Origin of the sequence: Streptococcus sp. SC1 (genome assembly GCF_030272855.1) — a bacterium.
Lineage (GTDB): Bacteria > Bacillota > Bacilli > Lactobacillales > Streptococcaceae > Streptococcus.
Map to the genome: position 1 here is coordinate 313451 of NZ_JAQCMU010000001.1, position 20786 is coordinate 334236.

21 protein-coding genes are annotated in these 20786 nt (G+C 45.3%); 17 read left to right on the plus strand and 4 right to left on the minus strand.

Annotated elements, in window-relative coordinates; translation table 11 throughout:
- The first annotated feature begins 146 nt into the window (after positions 1 to 146).
- The 4 genes from purM to purH are packed head-to-tail and all read left to right on the plus strand — an operon-like array spanning position 147 to position 4074.
- Entirely contained in the window at positions 147 to 1169 is a 1023-nt protein-coding gene (gene purM / locus PAN94_RS01595; RefSeq protein WP_285874354.1) for a phosphoribosylformylglycinamidine cyclo-ligase, read from the plus strand.
- Positions 1166 to 1717: a phosphoribosylglycinamide formyltransferase gene (gene purN / locus PAN94_RS01600; RefSeq protein WP_285874355.1), complete on the plus strand. Its 552-nt coding sequence runs from the start codon at positions 1166 to 1168 to the stop codon at positions 1715 to 1717. Before purM ends, purN begins: the two co-directional genes overlap by 4 nt.
- A 60-nt stretch (positions 1718 to 1777) precedes the next feature.
- Positions 1778 to 2485: a suppressor of fused domain protein gene (locus PAN94_RS01605; protein ID WP_285874356.1), complete on the plus strand. Its 708-nt coding sequence runs from the start codon at positions 1778 to 1780 to the stop codon at positions 2483 to 2485.
- Positions 2486 to 2526: 41 nt separating this feature from the next.
- On the plus strand, positions 2527 to 4074 hold the full coding sequence (gene purH, locus PAN94_RS01610) for a bifunctional phosphoribosylaminoimidazolecarboxamide formyltransferase/IMP cyclohydrolase (protein WP_285874357.1): 1548 nt from the start codon (positions 2527 to 2529) through the stop codon (positions 4072 to 4074).
- Positions 4075 to 4193: 119 nt separating this feature from the next.
- On the opposite strand, the gene PAN94_RS01615 is transcribed toward purH, so the two are convergent.
- Positions 4194 to 4493: a YbaB/EbfC family nucleoid-associated protein gene (locus PAN94_RS01615; RefSeq protein ID WP_285874358.1), complete on the minus strand. Its 300-nt coding sequence runs from the start codon at positions 4491 to 4493 to the stop codon at positions 4194 to 4196.
- A 169-nt stretch (positions 4494 to 4662) separates the two neighbouring features.
- On the opposite strand from PAN94_RS01615, the gene PAN94_RS01620 reads away from it, so the two are divergent.
- Complete coding sequence (locus PAN94_RS01620) at positions 4663 to 5076, plus strand: glycosyltransferase (protein ID WP_285874359.1); 414 nt, start codon at positions 4663 to 4665, stop codon at positions 5074 to 5076.
- Positions 5077 to 5112: 36 nt separating this feature from the next.
- Here PAN94_RS01620 and PAN94_RS01625 read toward each other — a convergent pair whose 3' ends face one another.
- Positions 5113 to 7404: a Xaa-Pro dipeptidyl-peptidase gene (locus tag PAN94_RS01625; RefSeq protein ID WP_285874360.1), complete on the minus strand. Its 2292-nt coding sequence runs from the start codon at positions 7402 to 7404 to the stop codon at positions 5113 to 5115.
- Between the two features lie 102 nt (positions 7405 to 7506).
- Here PAN94_RS01625 and gla point away from each other — a divergent pair, with 102 nt between their 5' ends.
- The 11 genes from gla to PAN94_RS01680 all read left to right on the plus strand — a co-directional run bounded on the left by gla (position 7507) and on the right by PAN94_RS01680 (position 16106).
- Complete coding sequence (gene gla / locus PAN94_RS01630; protein WP_285874361.1) at positions 7507 to 8403, plus strand: aquaglyceroporin Gla; 897 nt, start codon at positions 7507 to 7509, stop codon at positions 8401 to 8403.
- A 192-nt stretch (positions 8404 to 8595) separates the two neighbouring features.
- Positions 8596 to 9333 carry a CppA N-terminal domain-containing protein gene (locus tag PAN94_RS01635; protein ID WP_285874363.1) on the plus strand — a complete coding sequence of 246 codons (738 nt, stop codon included), beginning with the start codon at positions 8596 to 8598 and terminating at the stop codon, positions 9331 to 9333.
- On the plus strand, positions 9330 to 10262 hold the full coding sequence (locus PAN94_RS01640) for a serine hydrolase domain-containing protein (RefSeq protein WP_285874364.1): 933 nt from the start codon (positions 9330 to 9332) through the stop codon (positions 10260 to 10262). The genes PAN94_RS01635 and PAN94_RS01640 overlap by 4 nt, the downstream gene beginning before the upstream one ends.
- Before the next feature lie 179 nt (positions 10263 to 10441).
- Positions 10442 to 11320: a mevalonate kinase gene (mvk, locus tag PAN94_RS01645; protein WP_285874366.1), complete on the plus strand. Its 879-nt coding sequence runs from the start codon at positions 10442 to 10444 to the stop codon at positions 11318 to 11320.
- Positions 11302 to 12249, plus strand: a complete 948-nt coding sequence (gene mvaD / locus PAN94_RS01650) for a diphosphomevalonate decarboxylase (protein ID WP_285874367.1) — start codon at positions 11302 to 11304, stop codon at positions 12247 to 12249. Before mvk ends, mvaD begins: the two co-directional genes overlap by 19 nt.
- Positions 12239 to 13258 carry a phosphomevalonate kinase gene (locus tag PAN94_RS01655; protein WP_285874368.1) on the plus strand — a complete coding sequence of 340 codons (1020 nt, stop codon included), beginning with the start codon at positions 12239 to 12241 and terminating at the stop codon, positions 13256 to 13258. Before mvaD ends, PAN94_RS01655 begins: the two co-directional genes overlap by 11 nt.
- A complete protein-coding gene (gene fni, locus PAN94_RS01660) occupies positions 13242 to 14246 on the plus strand; it encodes a type 2 isopentenyl-diphosphate Delta-isomerase (protein WP_285874370.1) in 1005 nt (334 codons plus the stop codon). The genes PAN94_RS01655 and fni overlap by 17 nt, the downstream gene beginning before the upstream one ends.
- Positions 14247 to 14422: 176 nt before the next feature.
- On the plus strand, positions 14423 to 14713 hold the full coding sequence (gene rpsF / locus PAN94_RS01665; protein ID WP_002896497.1) for a 30S ribosomal protein S6: 291 nt from the start codon (positions 14423 to 14425) through the stop codon (positions 14711 to 14713).
- Positions 14714 to 14724: 11 nt separating this feature from the next.
- Positions 14725 to 15219, plus strand: a complete 495-nt coding sequence (locus tag PAN94_RS01670) for a single-stranded DNA-binding protein (protein ID WP_285874372.1) — start codon at positions 14725 to 14727, stop codon at positions 15217 to 15219.
- Positions 15220 to 15259: 40 nt separating this feature from the next.
- Positions 15260 to 15499 carry a 30S ribosomal protein S18 gene (rpsR, locus tag PAN94_RS01675; protein ID WP_000068664.1) on the plus strand — a complete coding sequence of 80 codons (240 nt, stop codon included), beginning with the start codon at positions 15260 to 15262 and terminating at the stop codon, positions 15497 to 15499.
- 97 nt (positions 15500 to 15596) lie between these two features.
- Positions 15597 to 16106, plus strand: coding sequence for a GNAT family N-acetyltransferase (locus PAN94_RS01680; protein ID WP_285874378.1), 510 nt, complete (start codon positions 15597 to 15599; stop codon positions 16104 to 16106).
- Between the two features lie 32 nt (positions 16107 to 16138).
- On the opposite strand, the gene PAN94_RS01685 is transcribed toward PAN94_RS01680, so the two are convergent.
- Together PAN94_RS01685 and PAN94_RS01690 are read right to left on the minus strand one after the other, a co-directional pair.
- On the minus strand, positions 16139 to 16813 hold the full coding sequence (locus PAN94_RS01685; RefSeq protein WP_062003977.1) for a DUF1129 domain-containing protein: 675 nt from the start codon (positions 16811 to 16813) through the stop codon (positions 16139 to 16141).
- 18 nt (positions 16814 to 16831) lie between these two features.
- Positions 16832 to 17776, minus strand: coding sequence for a magnesium transporter CorA family protein (locus tag PAN94_RS01690; RefSeq protein ID WP_045500579.1), 945 nt, complete (start codon positions 17774 to 17776; stop codon positions 16832 to 16834).
- 122 nt (positions 17777 to 17898) lie between these two features.
- Between PAN94_RS01690 and uvrA the strand changes: the two genes are divergently transcribed.
- Complete coding sequence (gene uvrA, locus PAN94_RS01695; protein WP_285874379.1) at positions 17899 to 20724, plus strand: excinuclease ABC subunit UvrA; 2826 nt, start codon at positions 17899 to 17901, stop codon at positions 20722 to 20724.
- Positions 20725 to 20786: the final 62 nt, after the last annotated feature.

Here is a 20786-nt window from a genome sequence, read left to right on the forward strand (position 1 = left end):
CTACTGACTAAAAGCTAAAGCATTTGTCAGTAGACGCTTTCTCCTATGGGATCAAAGCTAGAGCCCTGACTAGTATTTTTAGATAAAATAATTGTTTATCTAAAAATACGTCGCAGTCTTTCTCAAAAAAAGAAAAGGATTAAAAAATGACAAATAAAAATGCGTACGCTCAATCGGGTGTGGATGTTGAAGCGGGTTATGAAGTTGTTCAACGGATTAAAAAGCACGTGGCTCGTACGGAGCGTGCAGGTGTCATGGGGGCTCTGGGTGGCTTTGGTGGCATGTTTGACCTCTCAAAAACAGGTGTCAAAGAGCCTGTTTTGATCTCAGGGACTGACGGTGTCGGAACCAAGCTCATGCTGGCGATCAAATACGCCAAGCACGATACCATCGGTCAGGACTGTGTGGCCATGTGTGTCAACGACATCATTGCTGCAGGTGCGGAGCCCCTCTATTTCCTCGACTATGTGGCAACAGGGAAGAATGAACCAGCTAAACTAGAACAAGTCGTCGCTGGTGTAGCAGAAGGTTGTGTGCAGGCTGGTGCTGCCCTCATCGGTGGGGAGACGGCTGAAATGCCTGGTATGTACGGCGAAGATGACTATGACTTGGCTGGATTTGCGGTCGGTGTGGCTGAAAAATCTCAAATCATAGACGGTTCAAAAGTAGCTGAAGGTGATATTCTTCTCGGACTTGCTTCAAGTGGGATCCACTCAAATGGTTACTCGCTCGTGCGTCGTGTTTTTGCTGACTACACAGGCGAAGAAGTTTTGCCAGAATTGGAAGGCAAAAAACTCAAGGAAGTCCTTCTTGAGCCGACTCGTATCTATGTCAAGGCTGTCTTGCCACTCATCAAAGAAGGGTTGGTCAACGGGATTGCCCACATCACAGGTGGCGGCTTTATCGAAAATGTCCCTCGTATGTTTGCAGATGACCTAGCTGCGGAAATTGAAGAAGACAAAGTCCCAGTGCTTCCGATTTTCAAAGCTCTTGAAAAATACGGCGAAATCAAGCATGAGGAAATGTTTGAAATCTTCAATATGGGTGTGGGACTCATGTTGGCAGTTAGCCCTGAAAATGTAGGTCGCGTCAAGGAATTGCTGGATGAACCAGTCTATGAAATTGGTCGCATCGTCAAGAAAGAAAACGAAAGTGTCATCATCAAATGAAAAAAATAGCGGTTTTTGCCTCTGGTAATGGCTCAAATTTTCAGGTGGTTGCCGAAGAATTTCCGGTGGAGTTTGTCTTTTCAGACCATCGTGACGCCTATGTGCTCGAGCGTGCAGACAAGCTTGGCGTTCTGTCTTATGCTTTTGAACTCAAGGAGTTCGAGAACAAGGCAGACTACGAAGCAGCCCTTGTCGAACTATTGGAAGAACACCAGATTGACTTGGTTTGCCTAGCAGGCTATATGAAAATCGTTGGCCCCACCTTGTTGGCAGCTTATGAAGGCCGAATCATCAACATTCATCCAGCTTACTTGCCTGAATTTCCAGGAGCTCATGGGATTGAGGACGCTTGGAATGCTGGTGTTGCTGAGAGCGGCGTGACCATTCACTGGGTGGACTCGGGTGTGGACACAGGTAAGGTTATCAAACAGGTGCGCGTGCCGCGTTTGGCTGATGATACCATCGAAAGCTTTGAAGCTCGCATTCATGAAGCAGAGTATAAGTTGTATCCGGAAGTGTTGGATAGCTTGGGAGTTGCACGAAAATAAGAAGGAAATTATAGCTGATTTTGTGGCAAGGATTAAAAGTCATCTGCTAAGGAGAAATTTATGGGGTTGTTTGATTTTTTTAAGAAAAAACCTTCTAGCGAAGAGACGCCGACTAAAGATAAGGACAAGATTGTTATTAAAGTTGAAAATACAGATGATAGCGCTCCAGGATGGGAAGCGATTGATGCAGAATTTAATCGTTTATACCCTGATCAGCCCAGTCCTCTTCATTATGGAACAGTTATCAAGTATATGCTAGGCGGTCCAGATCCACTTGATGGCATCAGTGTTTACGATTCAGGAGATTTTTGGCATTTTGTGAGTTATGGTTTGTCAGAATTATATACCAAAGAAAGCGAAGATCTTGAATACAGTGGTTATGGGATTGAATTAACCTTTAAGTTAAAGAAATCAAATAATGACGAAGAAGAAATTAAAAATGGCTGTGGTTTGCTACAGTATGTGGCAAGATATATTTTTAAAACGGGTAAAGTGGTTTTGCCAGAAGAATACATCTATACCAAGCAAACGGTAGGAATTGATGCCCAACAGAAATCTAATTTGACAGGCTTCTTGACTGCTGCTGATGATTTAGCTAAGACTCTAGATACTCCGCATGGAAAAGTGGAATTTGTAACCTTAATTGGTGCAACAGACGCCGAACTGCGAAGTATTTATGAAAGTGAAACAAGTAAGCTGGAGGTTAGGAAATTGTTGCAAGAACTTGGAGATCAGCTTACAGACTATGATCGCCAGTCTTTAGTTTAAATGATGTGAAAGCACCTCTTGATACAATGAAAGGAAATAACATGACTAAACGCGCCTTAATCAGCGTCTCAGATAAAGCGGGCATTGTTGAATTTGCCCAAGAACTCAAAAAAATCGGTTGGGATATTATCTCGACGGGTGGGACCAAGGTTGCCCTTGATAATGCTGGGGTGGAGACCATTGCGATCGATGATGTGACTGGTTTTCCAGAAATGATGGACGGCCGTGTCAAGACTCTTCACCCAAATATCCACGGAGGACTCCTCGCTCGTCGTGACTTGGATAGTCATCTAGAAGCAGCCAAGGACAATCAGATCGAGCTCATCGACCTTGTGGTGGTCAATCTCTATCCTTTCAAGGAAACGATTCTCAAACCAGATGTGACTTATGTAGATGCGGTGGAAAACATCGATATCGGAGGGCCGTCTATGTTGCGCTCTGCAGCTAAAAACCATGCCAGCGTGACGGTTGTGGTAGATCCTGCAGACTATGCTTTGGTTTTGGAAGAGTTGTCAGCCAATGGCCAAACGACTTACGAAACGCGTCAACGTTTGGCAGCCAAGGTTTTCCGTCACACTGCGGCTTATGATGCCTTGATTGCAGAATACTTCACAGCTCAAGTGGGGGAAAGTAAACCTGAGAAGCTCACTTTGACCTACGACCTCAAACAAGCCATGCGTTATGGGGAAAATCCTCAGCAGGATGCGGACTTCTACCAAAAAGCTTTGCCGACTGCCTACTCGATTGCATCGGCAAAACAGCTCAACGGTAAGGAATTGTCCTTCAACAATATCCGCGATGCAGATGCAGCTATCCGTATTATCCGTGATTTTAAAGACCGTCCAACCGTTGTAGCATTGAAACATATGAATCCATGTGGAATTGGTCAAGCTGATGACATCGAAACCGCTTGGGACTACGCTTATGAATCTGACCCAGTATCAATCTTTGGTGGCATTGTCGTCCTCAACCGTGAGGTAGATGCTGCGACAGCTGAGAAGATGCACGGTGTTTTCCTTGAAATCATCATCGCGCCAAGTTATACGGATGAAGCGCTAGCCATTTTGACCAACAAAAAGAAAAACTTGCGCATCCTTGCCTTGCCATTTGACGCACAAGAAGCCAGCGAAGTGGAAGCAGAATACACAGGCGTGGTCGGTGGACTCCTCGTGCAAAACCAAGACGTTGTCAAGGAAAGCCCAGCTGACTGGCAAGTGGTGACCAAGCGCCAACCGAATGAGACAGAGGCAACAGCTCTTGAATTCGCTTGGAAGGCCATCAAATACGTCAAATCAAACGGTATCATCGTGACCAACGACCACATGACACTTGGTGTTGGCCCGGGTCAAACTAACCGTGTGGCCTCTGTTCGTATCGCCATTGACCAAGCCAAGGATCGTCTGGACGGTGCCGTTCTTGCTTCGGATGCCTTCTTCCCATTTGCGGATAACGTGGAAGAAATCGCTAAGGCAGGAATCAAGGCGATTATCCAGCCGGGTGGCTCTGTCCGTGACCAAGAGTCTATCGAAGCGGCTGACAAATATGGCCTGACCATGGTCTTCACAGGCGTGAGACATTTTAGACATTAAGAAGATTTATATTGGAGAAAATGCTTAGATCTTTTCTCCAATTTTTTGCGCAAAAAAACTCCCGAAAGGATGAATGAAGCATCTTTTTGGGAGTTGATTGTTATAGGGGCTTAACAGAATTAGAAAGAAAGTCCACTTTGGAAAGCACTGAGTTTTTGTTTAGCTACTTCGTTGATTTGATCGATAGCAGCATTGATAGCTTGGCTAGTCAAATCAGACAGAGTTTCTGTATCTTCTGGATCTACGATAGCAGGCTGAAAGTCAATTTTGACAACCTTTTTATCACCAGTAAGAGTTGCTACAACTAAATCTTGGCTAGATTTTCCAACAAATTCAGTTGCGGCTAATTCTGCTTGAGCAATGTCCATATCTTTTTTAAGTTTTTGGGCTTGCTTCATCATGTTTTGCATATTCATCATAAGATTTTCTTTCCTTTCTCTCGCAAGGGCTGAGTCCCTTAGTAATCTTCACTCTTCAATTATATCATTTTTTGGGAAAGTGGCAAGGAGAACATTTCTAGAAGGTTTGACAAAGATTTAGCATTTATAGTAGTATAGTCATGAAACTATATACCGAGGAGAAGATAACTTGAAAAATAAGAAGATAAAAGGTTTGCTGTTGGTAGTGCTCTCATCCCTCTTCATCTTAATCGGCTGTAGTGGCAGCCCTAAAATTCAGGGGAAATGGAATGTTCAGGATGTTAGAGGTGAACAAACGACCATTGAAATAAAAGACAAGACTATCATTGTCAACGAAGAAGAGTATAAGTATACTCAAAATGCTGTTGGTTTTAAAAATGGGGTGAGTTATTATGGCCTGACTCGGAAAGATAATGGCAAAATATTTTCTATCGTCTTTCCTGAGAAAGATAAAAATGTTGCTATTATGCTAATTCCTGATTCAGACGAGGATTATCTCACAGGCAGTATGCTCTTTGCTATGAACCGCAAGGAAAAGCCAGATTATAAAAAATATGCAGAAAAATATTTCAATGTACAGTAGAAGAAAAAGGCGCTGAATTTCAGCGTCTTTTAGGTTTTATGAAAGTGATGCCATGGTCGGCAAGTCTAGACTAGATTGCCCTAAATCTACCGTCAACTGATAATCGGTCTTATCACGGACGGTGTGTTCGAAGTCAGTGGTGTAGAGGACGAGGCGCAGCTGGTCGCCTTTTTTCATCTTGTAGATGGTTGGTTGCAGCTCAAAGCTACATTCCATCCATTGGTCAGGGGCAACTTCTTCGACCGTCAGCAAGTCTGTCCGATTTTGCAGGTTGAGGAAACCTTTGGTGATGACACGGTGAGGTGTTTCAGCAAAAGGCAACTCCAGCAGATTGTCCAGCATATAGTAGCGGCCATTGTCCATGACTCGAGGCTCAAGCGGTGTCGGAATCGGAGTGAGGCGTTTGGCTGGTCCAAAGTCCAGTAGCTGGGCAGAAATCAGCCCCTTGTCCGTGCTGGATTTAAGGTGCAGTTTGAGCTGGGTGGCTCCGTTGAGGAAGAGGTCGTCTTCCAAAGTCCAATCCAGAGTAATCTGGTTGACCTTGCCATCAAAGAGTTCGTTTTTAAAGCTTTGGTAGTTTTTAGCAAAACGATTGTAATCTTCTTCTGAATACTGATTTTGAATCTCTTGAGAGCCTTTACCTAGATGGAAATGAGCGTAGTTCTTCTGTCCACCAAAGTCTTCTAAAGTCAGCCAATTTTGAGCTTGGCTGTTGTCCTGCCAGATGACTGATGGCAGCTCGAAGTCTGAAGCATGCCCAAGTAATTTTTTAGATAAAAGGGCATTCATGGCTTCGCGGAAGTCAATGGACTGCCAGTTGTTCATGTAAACATGGGCACCGTTATGGAAAAAGAGGTGTTTTTTGATGTGAGCTGGCAGAGCTCGGAACATATTATAGACATGAAGGGGCTTGACATTCCAGTCCTGAGAACCATGTGTGAAGACGACTTCGGCCTTGACCTTATCTGCATGGAGCAGGTAGTTGCGATCATGCCAAAATTGATTGTAGTCTCCGATTTGTCGGTCTAAGTCTTTGCGCTGTTGCTCTAGACTTTGCTGATAAGCGTCGTTGTGGCGCAGGTAGTCACCAGCCCTCAGGTTGCGGGAGTAAGTCAATTCGGTCAAGGATTCAAAATCCTCTCCTGGGTAGCCGCCAGGACTTGTTACGAGGCCATTTTCGCGGTAGTAGTTGTACCAAGAAGAAATACCAGCTTCGGCAATGATGACCTCCAGACCATCTACACCAGTTGTCGCCAACCCATTGGACATGGTTCCCAGATAGGAGATACCGGTCGTAGCCACTTTTCCGTTGGACCAAGTAGCCTTGATTTCCCGCTGGCGCGTGTGGTCAGTGAAGGCTCGGCAGCGGCCGTTGAGCCAGTCTATGACGTTCTTATAAGCCTCAATCTGCTTATAGTCACCGCTAGTCATCAGGCCTTCAGAGTCTTTAGTTCCCACGCCAGAGACATAGAGATTGGCAAAGCCGCGGGGTAGCAAGTAGTCATTGAGCGTGTAGGTACCGATATGCCCCAATTTTTCCTCAGCTTCAGAGACTTCTTGGGCTGGAGCTGGCGCGTCCAGTTGGAGCGATTTGAGCTTAGGATCTTGTACTGTGATTTGATGAGGCTCTTTTTTTGCCAAGTCTACATTCATATTGTGGAGAGCCTTGTCGCTAGCCGGATCGTTGGTTCCCTGATGATAGGGAGAAGCGGTCATGACGGCAGGGATTTGCCCTTGGTAACGAGGACGGATAATGCTAACCTTGACTAGATCTGGCAGGCCGTCTCCATCAGTATCAACTCGGCTTTCCACATAAACGACCTCGCGGATGGCATCGTAGCTGGTAAAAGTTGCCAAGCTCTTGCCGTTGAAGTAGTGGTAGGTATTGTCCTCAGGAATCAATCCCTCGCTGACCAGCTTATCAACCAGCAGATTGCCATTTTTTGTTCGAGTGTTGAGCAACTGATAGAGGTTTTCTAGCAGATCGCCGTAAACGATAGGAAAGTTGCTTTCTGTTCGGAATTTCTCAAGATCGGTAAAATCAACAAAAGGCGCAAAATCCAAGAGCTGAAAGGCAGTCATGTAGAAGACCTCAGCCGTCAGTTCACGGTCTGACTCGAAGAAGGTCAACAAGTCAGTTTCGCTATCAGCGACCCAAGCTCGAAGTAAGTAGTCGGTATCCTGATAGAGAAAGAAACAGCGTCGTAGAAAGCTTTGGAGATTGTCTTTGTCAGAAAGGTGCGGCTCATAGATGAAGCCCAATTCGGCTAATTCTTGGCGCATGGTGTCTGGATTTGTCTTGTGATAACTATACTGATTGAAGCGCATATTTTTCCCTCTTTTTCTTATTTTTGTTTAAAATGACCTTTACATTATCCATTATACTTGATAAAATATAGATTGTCTAAAAAATTTTAAAGGAGAAATTAGATGGATTTCAGTTGGGCTATTAAATATGCCACGGAATTTTTAGGGACAGCCATCCTTATCATTTTGGGGAATGGTGCTGTTGCCAATGTTGAATTAAAAGGAACTAAAGGTCATCAAAGTGGCTGGTTAGTCATTGCCGTTGGTTACGGTATGGGGGTTATGATTCCAGCTCTGATGTTTGGAAATACCTCAGGTAACCACATCAACCCTGCCTTCACTTTAGGACTTGCGATTAGCGGTTACTTCCCATGGGCTCAGGTAGCTCCTTATATTATTGCTCAAGTTTTGGGTGCTATCTTCGGACAGGCTTTGGTCGTAGCGACACACCGTCCTTACTACTTGAAAACAGAAAATCCAAATAATATCTTGGGTACTTTCTCAACCATTTCAAGTCTAGATCATGGAACAGCTGAATCTCGTAAAGCAGCAACAATCAATGGCTTTATCAATGAGTTTGTTGGTTCATTTGTTCTTTTCTTTGCAGCGATGGGCATGACTAAACTTCACTTCGGTGCGGAATTGAAGGTTCTTATCGAGAAGAATGTACAACAACAAGCTCTTCAAGCAGCTCAAGCAGGTCAAAAAGTAGCAGAATCAGATGTTCAAAGTCTTATTCACAATACATTTGCACAAGCAACAAATGGCTCATCTGCTGTTGCTCACTTGGCGCTTGGTTTCCTTGTTATGGCCTTGGTAACTTCACTTGGAGGCCCTACTGGACCAGGTCTTAACCCAGCCCGTGACCTTGGACCTCGTATCCTGCACTTTATCTTGCCAAAATCAATCCTTGGTGAACACAAGGGTGATTCAAAATGGTGGTATTCTTGGGTACCAGTTGTGGCACCAATTCTTGCAGGTATCACAGCAGTAGCTTTGTTTAAAGCAATTTACGGATAATATTTATCAAAAGACTGAGAGGAATCTCGGTCTTTTTTGTCAGCCTTTGAGTAGCGGGGGATTACCATTTATTTTATACTTTTTGACTTGTTTGATTAGGATAGTGGAAATGTTCTGAAAATTGTTGGTTTGCGCATAATTTCTTGTCAAAAATATGAAAATCTATTACAATAAAATGGTTTGGAGGAAGTTATGAGTGTAAATCATGTTGCAAGAATCGTTCCAGTAATAAAAGTAAATAATCGGAACCTAAATCAAGATTTCTATAGTAAAACCTTGGGGATGAAATCCCTACTGGAAGAAGGAGCCCAGTTGTCTTTGGGCGATCAAACCAAAACAGAAAGATTGATTTTAGAAGAATCTCCAAGCATGCGCTCTCGTCGAGTTAAAGGAGCAAAGAAATTGGCTCGCTTAGTGATCAAGGTGGCAAAAGCGTCAGAAATTGAGGCTTTGCTGGCTCGAGGGATTGAAGTTGACAGTTTATATCGTGGGGAAAAAGGTTATGCTTTTGAAGCGACTTCCCCAGAAGGTGATCGTATCTTGCTCCATGCGGAAGAGAAGGTGACTTGTCTGCAACCAGTCCAAGAAACTCCTGCATTTGAAGTGCAGGACGATTTTATTGGCTTGAGTCAATTTGATGTGGAAAAGATTGAGCTTCGTGTCCCAGATTTACAGGCTATCAAGGCTTTCTATCAGCCAGTGAGCAATGTCTTGGATTTCCTAGATGTGCAGGAAGCCCAAGGAGAAGACTTGACAGCTGATAATACGAAAACTTGGGATTTGGCTATGCTCAAATGTTTGGTGACAGACTTTGATGTGGAAAAATTGTCATCGGTTTTTGCGACACAGGAGTTTTTTGTACCTAAATCTAAAAAATTCTTAGTCAGCCAAGACCAAAGTAATATTGAACTATGGTTTGAGCAACTATGACCCAGCGGATTTTAGAAAAGGTAGATCAGCAGCTTGCTGTGGGGCTTTATCCTGGGGTTAGTTTGTCTCTTTATCGTGATGGACGCTGGCAGAGTTTTTATCTGGGTTTGGCAGACCCGGCCAATCAATCAGCAACGCGAGCAGGTCTAGTTTATGACCTGGCCAGTGTCAGTAAGGTGGTCGGCGTAGGAACCTTGGTGGCATTTTTGTTTCAGACTGGTGACTTGGATATAGATGCGCCTTTGCGGCAATACTATCCAGCCTTTCATGATGATCGGGTGACCCTGCGCCAGCTTTTGACCCATACTTCTGGGCTCGATCCCTTTATTCCCAATAGGGATAGGCTCGATGCTCAAGAATTAAAGGCGGCTCTCAATAGCTTGACAGTGCTGGATGACAAAACCTTCCATTATACAGATGTCAACTTTCTCCTGCTGGGCTTTATGCTGGAGGAGCTGTACGGGGAAGCTTTGGACCGCTTATTTGAAGACAAGATTTTTCAGCCGTGGGCAATGCAGAAAACTAGCTTTGGACCAGTAGCTTCTGCGGTGCCGACTGTTCGTGGCGTTGAAGCAGGGCTGGTTCATGATCCCAAAGCGCGTGTCTTAGGCCAGCATGCTGGGAGTGCCGGGCTTTTTTCAAGACTTGAGGATTTGCAGATCTTTTTAGAGCATTATTTGCAGGATGAATTTGCAGAGGAATTGAGCCAAAACTTTGCTTCAGAGCTGGGCAAGACGCGCAGTCTAGCTTGGAATTTGGAGGGAGAATGGCTGGATCATACTGGCTATACGGGTACTTTTATCATGTACAATCGGGCGGAGCAGAAAGCTGCAATCTTTCTGTCCAATCGTACCTATGAAAAGGATGAACGTGCCCAGTGGATTTTAGATCGCAATGAACTGATGGATCTAATCAGAAGAGAGTGGTAGCCTCCTCCCTACCGAAGCCAAAGGTCAGTCACTGATGATAAAATAGGATAGAACTCCGGCTTTTGCTTGGAGTTTTTGACTGCTTAACGTGACTTTGTTAGTCAAGATAGGAAAAGATCGCTTTTTTTCCAAAAGTATATTAAAATATAGAAGATAGAAGGAAGAAATAGAGAGAAAGTATGACAAAAGAGAAGGGTGTCGGCAAGGCACATAGCAAGATTATTCTGATGGGGGAGCATTCGGTGGTTTATGGCTATCCAGCCTTGGCTTTGCCTCTCAATAATATCGAAGTGACTTGTCAGGTATTTCCTTCTGAGAAGCCTTGGACTCTCTATGAGGAAGATACCTTGTCCATGGCTGTGTTTGCCTGTCTGGAGCACTTAGGGAAGCAAGGTGCTCAGATTCGCTGTCAAGTGGATTCTATGGTGCCAGAAAAACGGGGCATGGGTTCGTCTGCCGCTGTCAGTATTGCAGCCATTCGTGCGGTTTTTGACTACTTCGAAGAAGCCTTGGATCATGAGACGCTGGAAATTCTGGCCAATCGAGCAGAGATGATTGCCCATATGAATCCAAGCGGTCTAGATGCCAAGACCTGCCTTAGTGATGTAGCTATCAAGTTTATCCGTAATGTCGGATTTTCAGAGATTGAGCTAGATTTGGGCGCTTATCTGCTGATTGCGGATACGGGTATTCACGGACATACGCGAGAAGCCATCAAAAAGGTGGAAAGCTTGGGTCAGGAGGCTCTGCCCCTTTTACAGGAGTTGGGAAATCTGACAAAAATTGTTGAAAAGGCGATCCAGCTCAAAGATTTGCTGACCATGGGTCAGGCTATGACTAAGGCTCACGGCAAACTAGCTCAGTTGGGAGTTTCTTGCCAGCTATCTGATGACTTGGTCGAGCTGGCACTTGAAAATGGGGCTCTTGGAGCCAAAATGAGTGGCGGTGGCCTAGGTGGCTGCGTGATTGTGCTAATAAAAGAAAAGAAAGAGGCGGAAGACCTAGCCCGTCTTTTGAGAGAGAAAGGAGCCAGCAATATATGGATAGAAAGCCTGTAAGTGTCAAGTCTTACGCCAATATTGCTATTGTCAAGTATTGGGGAAAGGCAGATGCTGAGCGGATGATTCCTTCCACTAGCAGTATTTCCTTGACTTTAGAGAATATGTACACCCAAACCCAGTTAAGTCCACTTTCGGCTGAGGCTGCTGGCGATGAATTTTATATCAATGGGCAATTACAAAACCCAGAAGAGCATGCTAAGGTCAGTCGGATTATTGATCGCTTTCGCACGGAGCCAAGTGACTGGGTGCGGATTGACAGCAGTAACAATATGCCGACAGCAGCAGGTTTATCATCTAGTTCCAGTGGCTTATCTGCTTTGGTCAAGGCCTGTGATGCTTATTTTGAAACTCATTACAATACCGAGAAGCTGGCTCAGTTGGCCAAGTTTGCTTCAGGTTCGTCAGCCCGCTCCTTTTTTGGTCCTTTGGCAGCATGGGACAAGGATAGCGGAGCGATTTATCCTGTGCAAACCGACCTTAAGCTAGCCATGATTATGTTGGTGCTTCATGATGAGAAAAAGCCGATTTCTAGTCGACTTGGCATGCAGCTCTGTGCCGAAACGTCCAAAAATTTTCAGGCTTGGATTGACCAGTCAGCACAGGACTATCAGGATATGCTGGCTTACTTAAAGGATAATGATTTTGAGAAAGTTGGGCAGTTGACCGAGGAGAATGCTTTGCGGATGCATGCAACGACAGAGACAGCCACGCCTCCATTTACTTATCTGACGGAGGAAAGCTATGCTGCAATGGATTTTGTTCGCCAGCTCCGAAGCCAGGGGCATCGTTGTTATTTCACCATGGACGCTGGTCCTAATGTCAAGGTTCTCTGCCTTGAAGAGGACTTGGACGACTTGGTGCCCCTCTTTGCGGATCAGTACCGTCTGATTGTCTCCAAAACGAAGGAATTGCCTGATGGAAACTAAGATGCAAGTCCAGACCTGCGGAAAGCTCTATCTAGCCGGAGAATACGCTGTCCTGAGCCCTGGTCATGCGGCTTTGATTAAGAATATCCCCATCTATATGCGGGCAGAGATTGAGGCGGCGGACAGCTATGAGCTGGATTCGGATCTTTTTAGCCATAAAGCTAGTCTAGCACCAGATGCGGATTATGCCTTGATTCAAGAGACTATTCAGCTGATGAACGACTATCTCAGCTTGCTGCAACGCCCATTGTACCCATTTGCTTTGACCATCAGAGGAAAAATGGAGAAAGACGGACGCAAGTTTGGGCTGGGTTCTAGTGGCAGCGTGGTTGTCTTGACGATCAAGGCGATGGCCGCTTTTTATCAACTGAAACTAAGCTCTGACCTCCTCTTTAGACTAGCTGCAGTAGTGCTTCTCGAGCGGGGGGATAATGGCTCCATGGGAGATTTGGCCTGCATTGCTTATGAACAACTGGTTTATTATCGTTCTTTTGATCGGATGGCAATCCGCCAGCGATTGGTCGACACAAGTCTATTAGAAATTTTAGGGCAAGATTGGGGCTATGAGATCAAACCAATCTATCCTGCTTTATCCTGTGATTTTCTGGTTGGTTGGACGAGAGAACCGGCTATTTCGAGTGACCTTGTCAAGCAGGTTAAGTCGAGTTTAAACGAAGACTTCTTGACTCAAACCCAGCTTCAGGTGGATAGTCTGAAAGAAGCTCTTTTGTCGGCTGATAAGACAGCTGTAAAAAATAGTCTATCGACTGCCAGCCAGTTATTAGATAGGCTCAGTCCGTTGATTTATACGGAGAAATTACAGGCCCTAAGAGAGGCGAGTCAAGGCTTGGATTGTGTCGCTAAAAGCAGTGGAGCTGGCGGTGGAGACTGTGGTTTCGCCCTGTCTTTTGCTGCCGAGGATAGTCAAATATTGATCCAACGCTGGCAAGAAGCTGGTCTGGAATTGCTCTACCAAGAAAGGATAGGTGCTCATGAGCCAAAGTCGTAAAGATGATCATATCAACTACGCCCTAGAACAGCCCCTTGGCTACAATAGCTTTGATGATATAGAATTAATCCATCGCTCTTTGCCAGCCTATGATTTGGACGAGATTGACTTATCCACTCATTTCGCTGGGCGTGACTGGGATTTTCCCTTTTATATCAATGCTATGACAGGTGGAAGTCCAAAAGGGCGAGAAATCAATGAAAAACTGGCTAAAGTGGCAGAGGCCTGTGGCATCCTCTTTGTGACAGGTTCTTACAGTGCTGCTCTGAAAAATCCAGATGATGATTCTTATGCTGTGGCAAAGGATAAGCCTAGTCTACTCTTGGCCAGCAATATCGGACTTGACAAACCAGTAGCAGCAGGCTTGCAGGCGGTGTCGGATTTGAAACCTTTATTTCTCCAGCTACATATTAATATCATGCAGGAATTGCTAATGCCGGAGGGAGAACGAACTTTCAGAACTTGGAAGCAGCATCTGGAAGCCTATGGAAAAGATTTTCCAGTCCCCCTTGTCCTCAAGGAAGTAGGCTTTGGCATGGATCGGAAAACGATTGAGGAAGCTCAGGCACTAGGGATTTCAACCTTTGATATTTCTGGTCGTGGTGGAACGAGCTTTGCCTATATTGAAAATCAGCGGAGCGGTCAGCGAGACTACCTCAACGGTTGGGGGCAGACCACAGCTCAGGCTTTACTGGCAGCCCAAGACTGGGTGGACAAGGTGGAGTTGCTGGCAAGTGGTGGCATTCGCCATCCTCTAGACATGGTTAAAGCCTTGGTTCTGGGTGCTAAAGCAGTCGGCCTTTCTCGGACTATGTTAGACTTGGTCGAAAAACACTCAGTCGAAGAGGTCATTGCTATTGTAAATGGTTGGAAAGAAGATTTACGGCTGTTGATGTGTGCCCTGTCCTGCCGCAACCTCCAAGACTTAACATCCGTCCCCTATCTGCTTTACGGTCGCTTAAAAGAAGGAGCCGAACAGGTGCAATAATCACTGGCTGGTATGCTTTATCTAGCTGATAAAATGCTTTAGCAAATCATTCAAGGAAAAGCGAAAATTATTCTTGCTATTTGTTGGAAAATCTAGTATAATTATTATTTGTGAGTGAACCTCACTTACCCCTTGCAGCGACTTGGGGTCATTAGACCAAAAGGAGGAACATATCAATGGCAAAATACGAAATTCTTTATATTATTCGTCCAAACATTGAAGAAGAAGCTAAAAACGCTTTGGTAGCACGCTTTGACTCTATCTTGACTGACAACGGTGCAACTGTTGTTGAATCAAAAGACTGGGAAAAACGTCGTCTTGCATACGAAATCCAAGATTTCCGTGAAGGACTTTACCACATCGTTAACGTTGAAGCAAACGACGATGCAGCTCTTAAAGAGTTTGACCGTCTTTCAAAAATCAACGCTGACATTCTTCGTCACATGATCGTCAAACTTGACGCTTAAGAAGGTAAATTATGATTAATAACGTTGTACTTGTGGGACGTATGACCCGTGATGCTGAACTTCGCTATACACCGCAAAACCAAGCGGTCGCAACCTTTACTCTGGCTGTTAATCGCAACTTTAAAAATCAAAGTGGTGAGCGTGAAGCGGACTTTATCAATGTTGTTATCTGGCGTCAGCAGGCAGAAAATCTTGCTAATTGGGCCAAAAAAGGCGCTCTAATCGGAATTACTGGTCGCATCCAGACTCGTAACTACGACAATCAGCAAGGCCAGCGTGTCTATGTCACAGAAGTCGTTGCAGACAACTTCCAGCTTCTGGAAAGTCGTGCAAGCCGTGAAGGTCAACCTTCAGGTGCCTTTGGTGGCGGTGGCTTCGGTGGAAATTCTGCACCAAGCTATGGTAATGCTGACTCATTCAACCAAGTACCGAATTTTTCTCGTGATGAAAGTCCCTTTGGAAATTCAAATCCAATGGATATCTCAGACGATGATTTACCATTCTAATAATGGACAAAACTAGAACTATAATATAAAGGAGAATAACATGGCTCAACAACGTCGTGGCGGATTCAAACGCCGTAAAAAAGTTGATTACATCGCAGCAAACAAGATTGAATATGTTGATTACAAAGATACTGAGCTTCTTAGCCGTTTCGTTTCAGAACGTGGGAAAATCCTTCCTCGTCGTGTAACAGGAACTTCAGCTAAAAACCAACGTAAAGTAACAACAGCTATCAAACGCGCTCGCGTAATGGCTTTGATGCCTTTCGTAAATGAAGACTAATATGAATCCCTGCTTTTTGCAGGGATTTTTGCTGTCTTGATGATAGAAAGGGACAGTGCTATAATAGAAGCAACTATCGAGATATGGGAGGCTGGCCATGACAGAAAAACTAGTCATCAGAAAGATGCTTTTTGAGGACATTGAAAGACTATCGCATGCTTTTCTCCAGCAAGGCTGGCCTGGTCGGAGAGAGATTTTAAAAAACTACTTTCTGGAGCAAGAGGAGGGTGAACGCCAAGTTTTGGTGGCGGTCGTTGGGGAATTTTTGGCTGGCTACATTACAGTCATCCCATTGGCAAAGCATGGGCCTTTTGCTGGCCTTTATCCTGAGTTAACGGATTTTAATGTTTTTGAAAGTTTCCAAAGGCGAGGAATTGGGACAGCTTTATTGGACAAAGCTGAACAAGCAGCGCAGCATTATTCAGATGTGGTCAGCTTGGGGGTTGGGCTACATAAAGGCTATGGTCCAGCACAACGACTGTATGTGGGTCGTGGTTATATGCCAGATGGATCAGGAGTTTGGTTTCAAAATCAGCCACTCACGCCCTATGCTTCGTGCGAGAATAACGATGAGTTGGTCTTATACTTTTCAAAAAGTGCAAAATAAAAGAGGTTGTAAAACCTCTTTTTCTATGCTGCTTAATATTTCGCTGGCCCCATAGTTGCACTCTTGATATTGAAGCGTTTCTTGAGGTAGAAACGGAGTGCTAGGGTGATTCCTCCGATGATGGCAACGACGATGTTTGACAAATGTGGATTGAGAGAGTCGGGCAGTAAGCTAGAACCAATGATTGAAAGGGTCCAAAGACCAATGGCTACTAGCATGATAAGGATAGATTTGAGTAGATGTGGACGCTGGCTACGGTCAGTGTCTGGTCCGTAAAAACGGTAAACGAAATGATAGAGGGCGTAGAAAGCGAGACCACCGACAATACTACCAAAGACAAGTGTCGTCATGCCGTAAACAGACGGTCGGGAAGATGCCAAATTAACGATGGAAGTCAGAACAGTGAAGAAACCGAAAATGAAAAGGACAGAATCCAGCATCATCCATTTCGGATCGTCGTTTTGTTTTGGATGTTCAGCATCATAGCGTTCCTTAGCAGTGAGAGAAGAAGCCCAGTAAGTTGGTGCCCCGTAGAGAGCACGGGCAGGGATACCCTTGGCTTGATTTTCTAAAATGTTTGGAATGATTTCCTCTAAGATTGCTTTCACTTCTTCATCGGATTTGCCATCTTTGAGGAGTTGGTGAGTGGCGATGTGGAGAAATTCCTTGTTTTTCTTGGTTAGTTTGTCTGATACTACTTGTGACATAAGCGTCCTTTCTGCTGGTTAGAATAATTTTTTATGGAAGAGGTAGAGGGTCAGAGAGCCACTCAGAGCAAAGGCGATAAACATGATAATCCAGAAGGCATGTGGCTCGCCATTTAGAGGTAGTTCATTATCTTTGAAGTTCATCCCATAGGCTGAGAAGAGCATGGTCGGGATGGACATGACAACGGTTACCAAAGCCAGTGTCTTCATGACATTATTCTGGTTGTTGGAAATAATAGAAGCAAAAGTATCTGTCATGCTGTGGAGGATATTTCCATAAATATCAGCCATCTCGATGGCCTGCTGGGTCTCGATCAAGGTATCTTCCAGCAAATCTTCATCTTCCAAGTATTTCTTAATATTGCTGGTAGAGCTGGTCAGTTTTTTTATCACGCGCTCATTGGTTTTGAGGGAGGCTTTGAAATAGACGATGGTCTTTTCCAGCTCCATGAGCTCGATCAGTTCTTCGTTTCGAGTCGACTGGTGCAGCTGGCTTTCAATCTGTTCACTCTTGCGGTCAATGGAACGCAGGGCTGTCAGATATAGCTCGGCATTGCGGTAGAGAATCTGAAAGATAAAACGTGACCGCATGAAAGTATAAAAGTTACGCAAGCGACGGTGGATAAAGATATCCAGTAGGGGCAACTTTTCCAAACAAGTCGTGATGATAGCTTCTTCTGTGATGATAATACCAAGCGGGATAGTGACATAGTAAGTCTGGTTATTCCGCTCCTCAGTGATGGGTACGTCTACGATGATCAGTGTGTATTCATCCTCGATGGTGACCCGAGACATTTCCTCGGCATCGAGTGGTGCTCGTAGGTCAGCTATGTCAATGCCAAAGGCGTTTGCGATTTCTAAAGATTCATTTTGGGAAGGATTGACCATATTTATCCAAGTTCCCGATTCAAGTGTATCGATCTCCTTGAACTCGGTTGTTGTTGATAAAAATACTTGCTTCATATCTCCTCCTAGAATCGTTTATAAGCACCGTCTTATTATACTACAAATTCTAGTCTTTTGGGAAAAAGTTTGCAGAAAAATTTGCTATAATAGAAGAAGTTTAAAGGTAAAGTGTGGAAGAGATGCAAGATAAAATTGTGATTCATGGAGCGCGAGCTCATAATTTAAAAAATATTGATGTAGAAATTCCCCGAGACAAGCTGGTCGTGGTGACTGGTCTGTCTGGTTCGGGCAAGTCCAGTCTGGCTTTTGACACCCTCTACGCTGAGGGGCAACGCCGCTATGTAGAGAGTCTGTCGGCCTATGCTAGGCAGTTTTTGGGCAATATGGAAAAGCCGGATGTGGACTCGATTGATGGTCTCAGCCCAGCTATTTCCATTGACCAGAAGACGACTAGTAAAAATCCTCGCTCAACAGTGGGAACAGCTACCGAAATTAATGATTACCTACGGCTGCTCTATGCCCGTGTTGGAACGCCCTACTGTGTCAATGGACATGGAGCTATTAAGGCTTCGTCTGTTGAACAGATTGTCGACAAGGTCTTAGAATTGCCAGAGCGTCAGCGGCTGCAGATTTTAGCGCCAGTCATCCGCAAGAAAAAGGGCCAGCATAAGACCGTTTTTGACAAAATTCAGAAAGACGGCTATGTTCGGGTGCGCGTGGATGGCGATGTCTACGATGTAACAGAAGTGCCAGAGCTTTCTAAGAGCAAGCAGCATGATATTGAAGTTGTGGTAGACAGAATTGTCATCAAGGAAGGAGTGCGCAGCCGCCTCTTTGACTCGGTTGAAGCAGCTCTGCGGATTGCTGAGGGCTATGTGGTGATTGACACTATGGACGGTCAAGAGCTGCTCTTTTCTGAGCACTATGCCTGCCCAGTCTGTGGCTTTACGGTGCCAGAGTTAGAGCCGCGCCTCTTTTCTTTCAATGCGCCTTTTGGCTCCTGTCCGGACTGTGATGGTCTAGGAGTTAAGCTGGAAGTGGATCTAGATGTGGTCGTGCCAGAAGCTGGCAAGACTTTGCGCGAAGGAGCGCTAGCGCCTTGGAATCCCATCTCATCTAACTACTATCCGCAGATGCTGGAGCAGGCCATGGCCGCCTTTGGTATTGATATGGATAAGCCTTTCGAAGAGCTGACTGAGGAAGAAAAACAGCTGATTTTCTTTGGCTCAGATGGACGAGAGTTCCATTTCCATTATGAAAATGAGTTTGGCGGCGTGCGCGATATTGACATTCCTTTTGAGGGGGTTGTCACCAATATCAACCGTCGCTACCATGAAACCAATAGTGATTTTACTCGGACGCAGATGCGAACATATATGAATGAGCTGACTTGTGCAGCTTGTCATGGCTATCGACTCAGCCCTCAGGCCTTGTCTGTCAAGGTTGGCGGCGAAGATGGCTTGCATATCGGTGAGATTTCAGACTTGTCTATTTCAGATCATTTGCTTCAGTTGGACAAGCTTAGCTTGACTGATAATGAAGCTACGATTGCGCGCCCTATTCTCAAAGAAATTCATGACCGACTGACCTTCCTTAATAATGTTGGTCTTAATTACTTGACCCTGTCTCGCTCGGCTGGGACTCTATCAGGAGGTGAGAGCCAGCGGATTCGCTTGGCGACTCAGATCGGTTCTAACTTGAGTGGCGTCCTCTATATCCTGGACGAGCCCTCGATTGGCTTGCACCAGCGTGACAATGACCGCCTAATTGCCAGCCTCAAGAAGATGCGCGACCTGGGCAATACCCTCATTGTGGTCGAGCACGATGAGGACACCATGCGGGAGGCGGACTGGCTGATTGATGTGGGACCAGGAGCTGGTGTTTTCGGTGGTGAAATCGTTGCAGCCGGCACTCCTGCACAAGTGGCCAAGAGCAAGAAATCTATCACTGGCCAATACCTGTCAGGTAAGCGCGAGATCCCCGTACCATTGGACCGCCGTGTAGGCAATGGCCGTTTTATTGAAGTGACAGGGGCTCAGGAGAATAACTTGCAGAATATCACGGCTAAATTCCCCTTGGGCAAATTTATCGCTGTGACGGGAGTTTCTGGATCTGGCAAGTCAACACTGGTCAATTCTATTCTCAAAAAAGCCATTGCTCAAAAACTCAACCGCAACTCTGCCAAACCAGGTAAGTTCAAGAAAATCAGTGGCATTGAGCATGTGGACCGCTTGATTGATATTGACCAAAGCCCGATTGGTCGGACACCGCGCTCTAATCCGGCTACATATACTGGAGTATTTGACGATATTCGCGATCTGTTTGCCAAGACCAATGAAGCCAAGATTCGCGGCTACAAGAAGGGCCGTTTCAGCTTTAACGTCAAGGGCGGTCGCTGTGAGGCTTGCTCGGGTGATGGGATTATCAAGATTGAAATGCACTTCCTGCCTGACGTCTATGTAGCCTGTGAGGTCTGCCACGGTACTCGCTACAATAGTGAGACTCTGGAAGTTCACTACAAGGAGAAGAATATCGCTCAGGTTCTTGACATGACGGTCAATGATGCGGTGGAATTCTTCCAGCATATTCCGAAAATTGCCCGCAAACTCCAGACAATCAAGGATGTGGGACTAGGCTATGTGACTCTGGGGCAGCCAGCTACGACCTTGTCAGGTGGTGAAGCCCAGCGGATGAAGCTGGCTAGCGAACTTCATAAGCGCTCGACTGGTAAGTCCTTCTATATCTTGGATGAGCCTACCACAGGGCTTCATACAGAGGACATTGCGCGTTTGCTAAAGGTTCTAGCCCGCTTCGTGGACGATGGCAATACGGTCCTCGTTATTGAGCACAATCTGGACGTTATCAAGACAGCTGATCATATCATCGACCTAGGACCGGAAGGCGGTGTCGGTGGTGGTACGATTATTGCGACAGGAACACCAGAAGAAGTCGCAGCCAATCCAGCCAGCTATACCGGTCAGTATTTGAAAGGTAAGCTGAAATAAGATTTTTATCCTGCTAAAACACAAATCCCTCACTAGGCTAAGCTAATGAGGGATTTTGGCTT

What these genes read in the sequence shown, in the direction of transcription:
- purM (WP_285874354.1), top strand. Translation starts at nt 147, where the DNA reads ATGACAAATAAAAATGCGTACGCTCAATCGGGTGTGGATGTTGAAGCG.
- purN (WP_285874355.1), top strand. Translation starts at nt 1,166, where the DNA reads ATGAAAAAAATAGCGGTTTTTGCCTCTGGTAATGGCTCAAATTTTCAG.
- PAN94_RS01605 (WP_285874356.1), top strand. Translation starts at nt 1,778, where the DNA reads ATGGGGTTGTTTGATTTTTTTAAGAAAAAACCTTCTAGCGAAGAGACG.
- purH (WP_285874357.1), top strand. Translation starts at nt 2,527, where the DNA reads ATGACTAAACGCGCCTTAATCAGCGTCTCAGATAAAGCGGGCATTGTT.
- PAN94_RS01615 (WP_285874358.1), bottom strand. Translation starts at nt 4,493, where the DNA reads ATGATGAATATGCAAAACATGATGAAGCAAGCCCAAAAACTTAAAAAA.
- PAN94_RS01625 (WP_285874360.1), bottom strand. Translation starts at nt 7,404, where the DNA reads ATGCGCTTCAATCAGTATAGTTATCACAAGACAAATCCAGACACCATG.
- gla (WP_285874361.1), top strand. Translation starts at nt 7,507, where the DNA reads ATGGATTTCAGTTGGGCTATTAAATATGCCACGGAATTTTTAGGGACA.
- PAN94_RS01635 (WP_285874363.1), top strand. Translation starts at nt 8,596, where the DNA reads ATGAGTGTAAATCATGTTGCAAGAATCGTTCCAGTAATAAAAGTAAAT.
- PAN94_RS01640 (WP_285874364.1), top strand. Translation starts at nt 9,330, where the DNA reads ATGACCCAGCGGATTTTAGAAAAGGTAGATCAGCAGCTTGCTGTGGGG.
- mvk (WP_285874366.1), top strand. Translation starts at nt 10,442, where the DNA reads ATGACAAAAGAGAAGGGTGTCGGCAAGGCACATAGCAAGATTATTCTG.
- mvaD (WP_285874367.1), top strand. Translation starts at nt 11,302, where the DNA reads ATGGATAGAAAGCCTGTAAGTGTCAAGTCTTACGCCAATATTGCTATT.
- PAN94_RS01655 (WP_285874368.1), top strand. Translation starts at nt 12,239, where the DNA reads ATGGAAACTAAGATGCAAGTCCAGACCTGCGGAAAGCTCTATCTAGCC.
- fni (WP_285874370.1), top strand. Translation starts at nt 13,242, where the DNA reads ATGAGCCAAAGTCGTAAAGATGATCATATCAACTACGCCCTAGAACAG.
- rpsF (WP_002896497.1), top strand. Translation starts at nt 14,423, where the DNA reads ATGGCAAAATACGAAATTCTTTATATTATTCGTCCAAACATTGAAGAA.
- PAN94_RS01670 (WP_285874372.1), top strand. Translation starts at nt 14,725, where the DNA reads ATGATTAATAACGTTGTACTTGTGGGACGTATGACCCGTGATGCTGAA.
- rpsR (WP_000068664.1), top strand. Translation starts at nt 15,260, where the DNA reads ATGGCTCAACAACGTCGTGGCGGATTCAAACGCCGTAAAAAAGTTGAT.
- PAN94_RS01680 (WP_285874378.1), top strand. Translation starts at nt 15,597, where the DNA reads ATGACAGAAAAACTAGTCATCAGAAAGATGCTTTTTGAGGACATTGAA.
- PAN94_RS01685 (WP_062003977.1), bottom strand. Translation starts at nt 16,813, where the DNA reads ATGTCACAAGTAGTATCAGACAAACTAACCAAGAAAAACAAGGAATTT.
- PAN94_RS01690 (WP_045500579.1), bottom strand. Translation starts at nt 17,776, where the DNA reads ATGAAGCAAGTATTTTTATCAACAACAACCGAGTTCAAGGAGATCGAT.
- uvrA (WP_285874379.1), top strand. Translation starts at nt 17,899, where the DNA reads ATGCAAGATAAAATTGTGATTCATGGAGCGCGAGCTCATAATTTAAAA.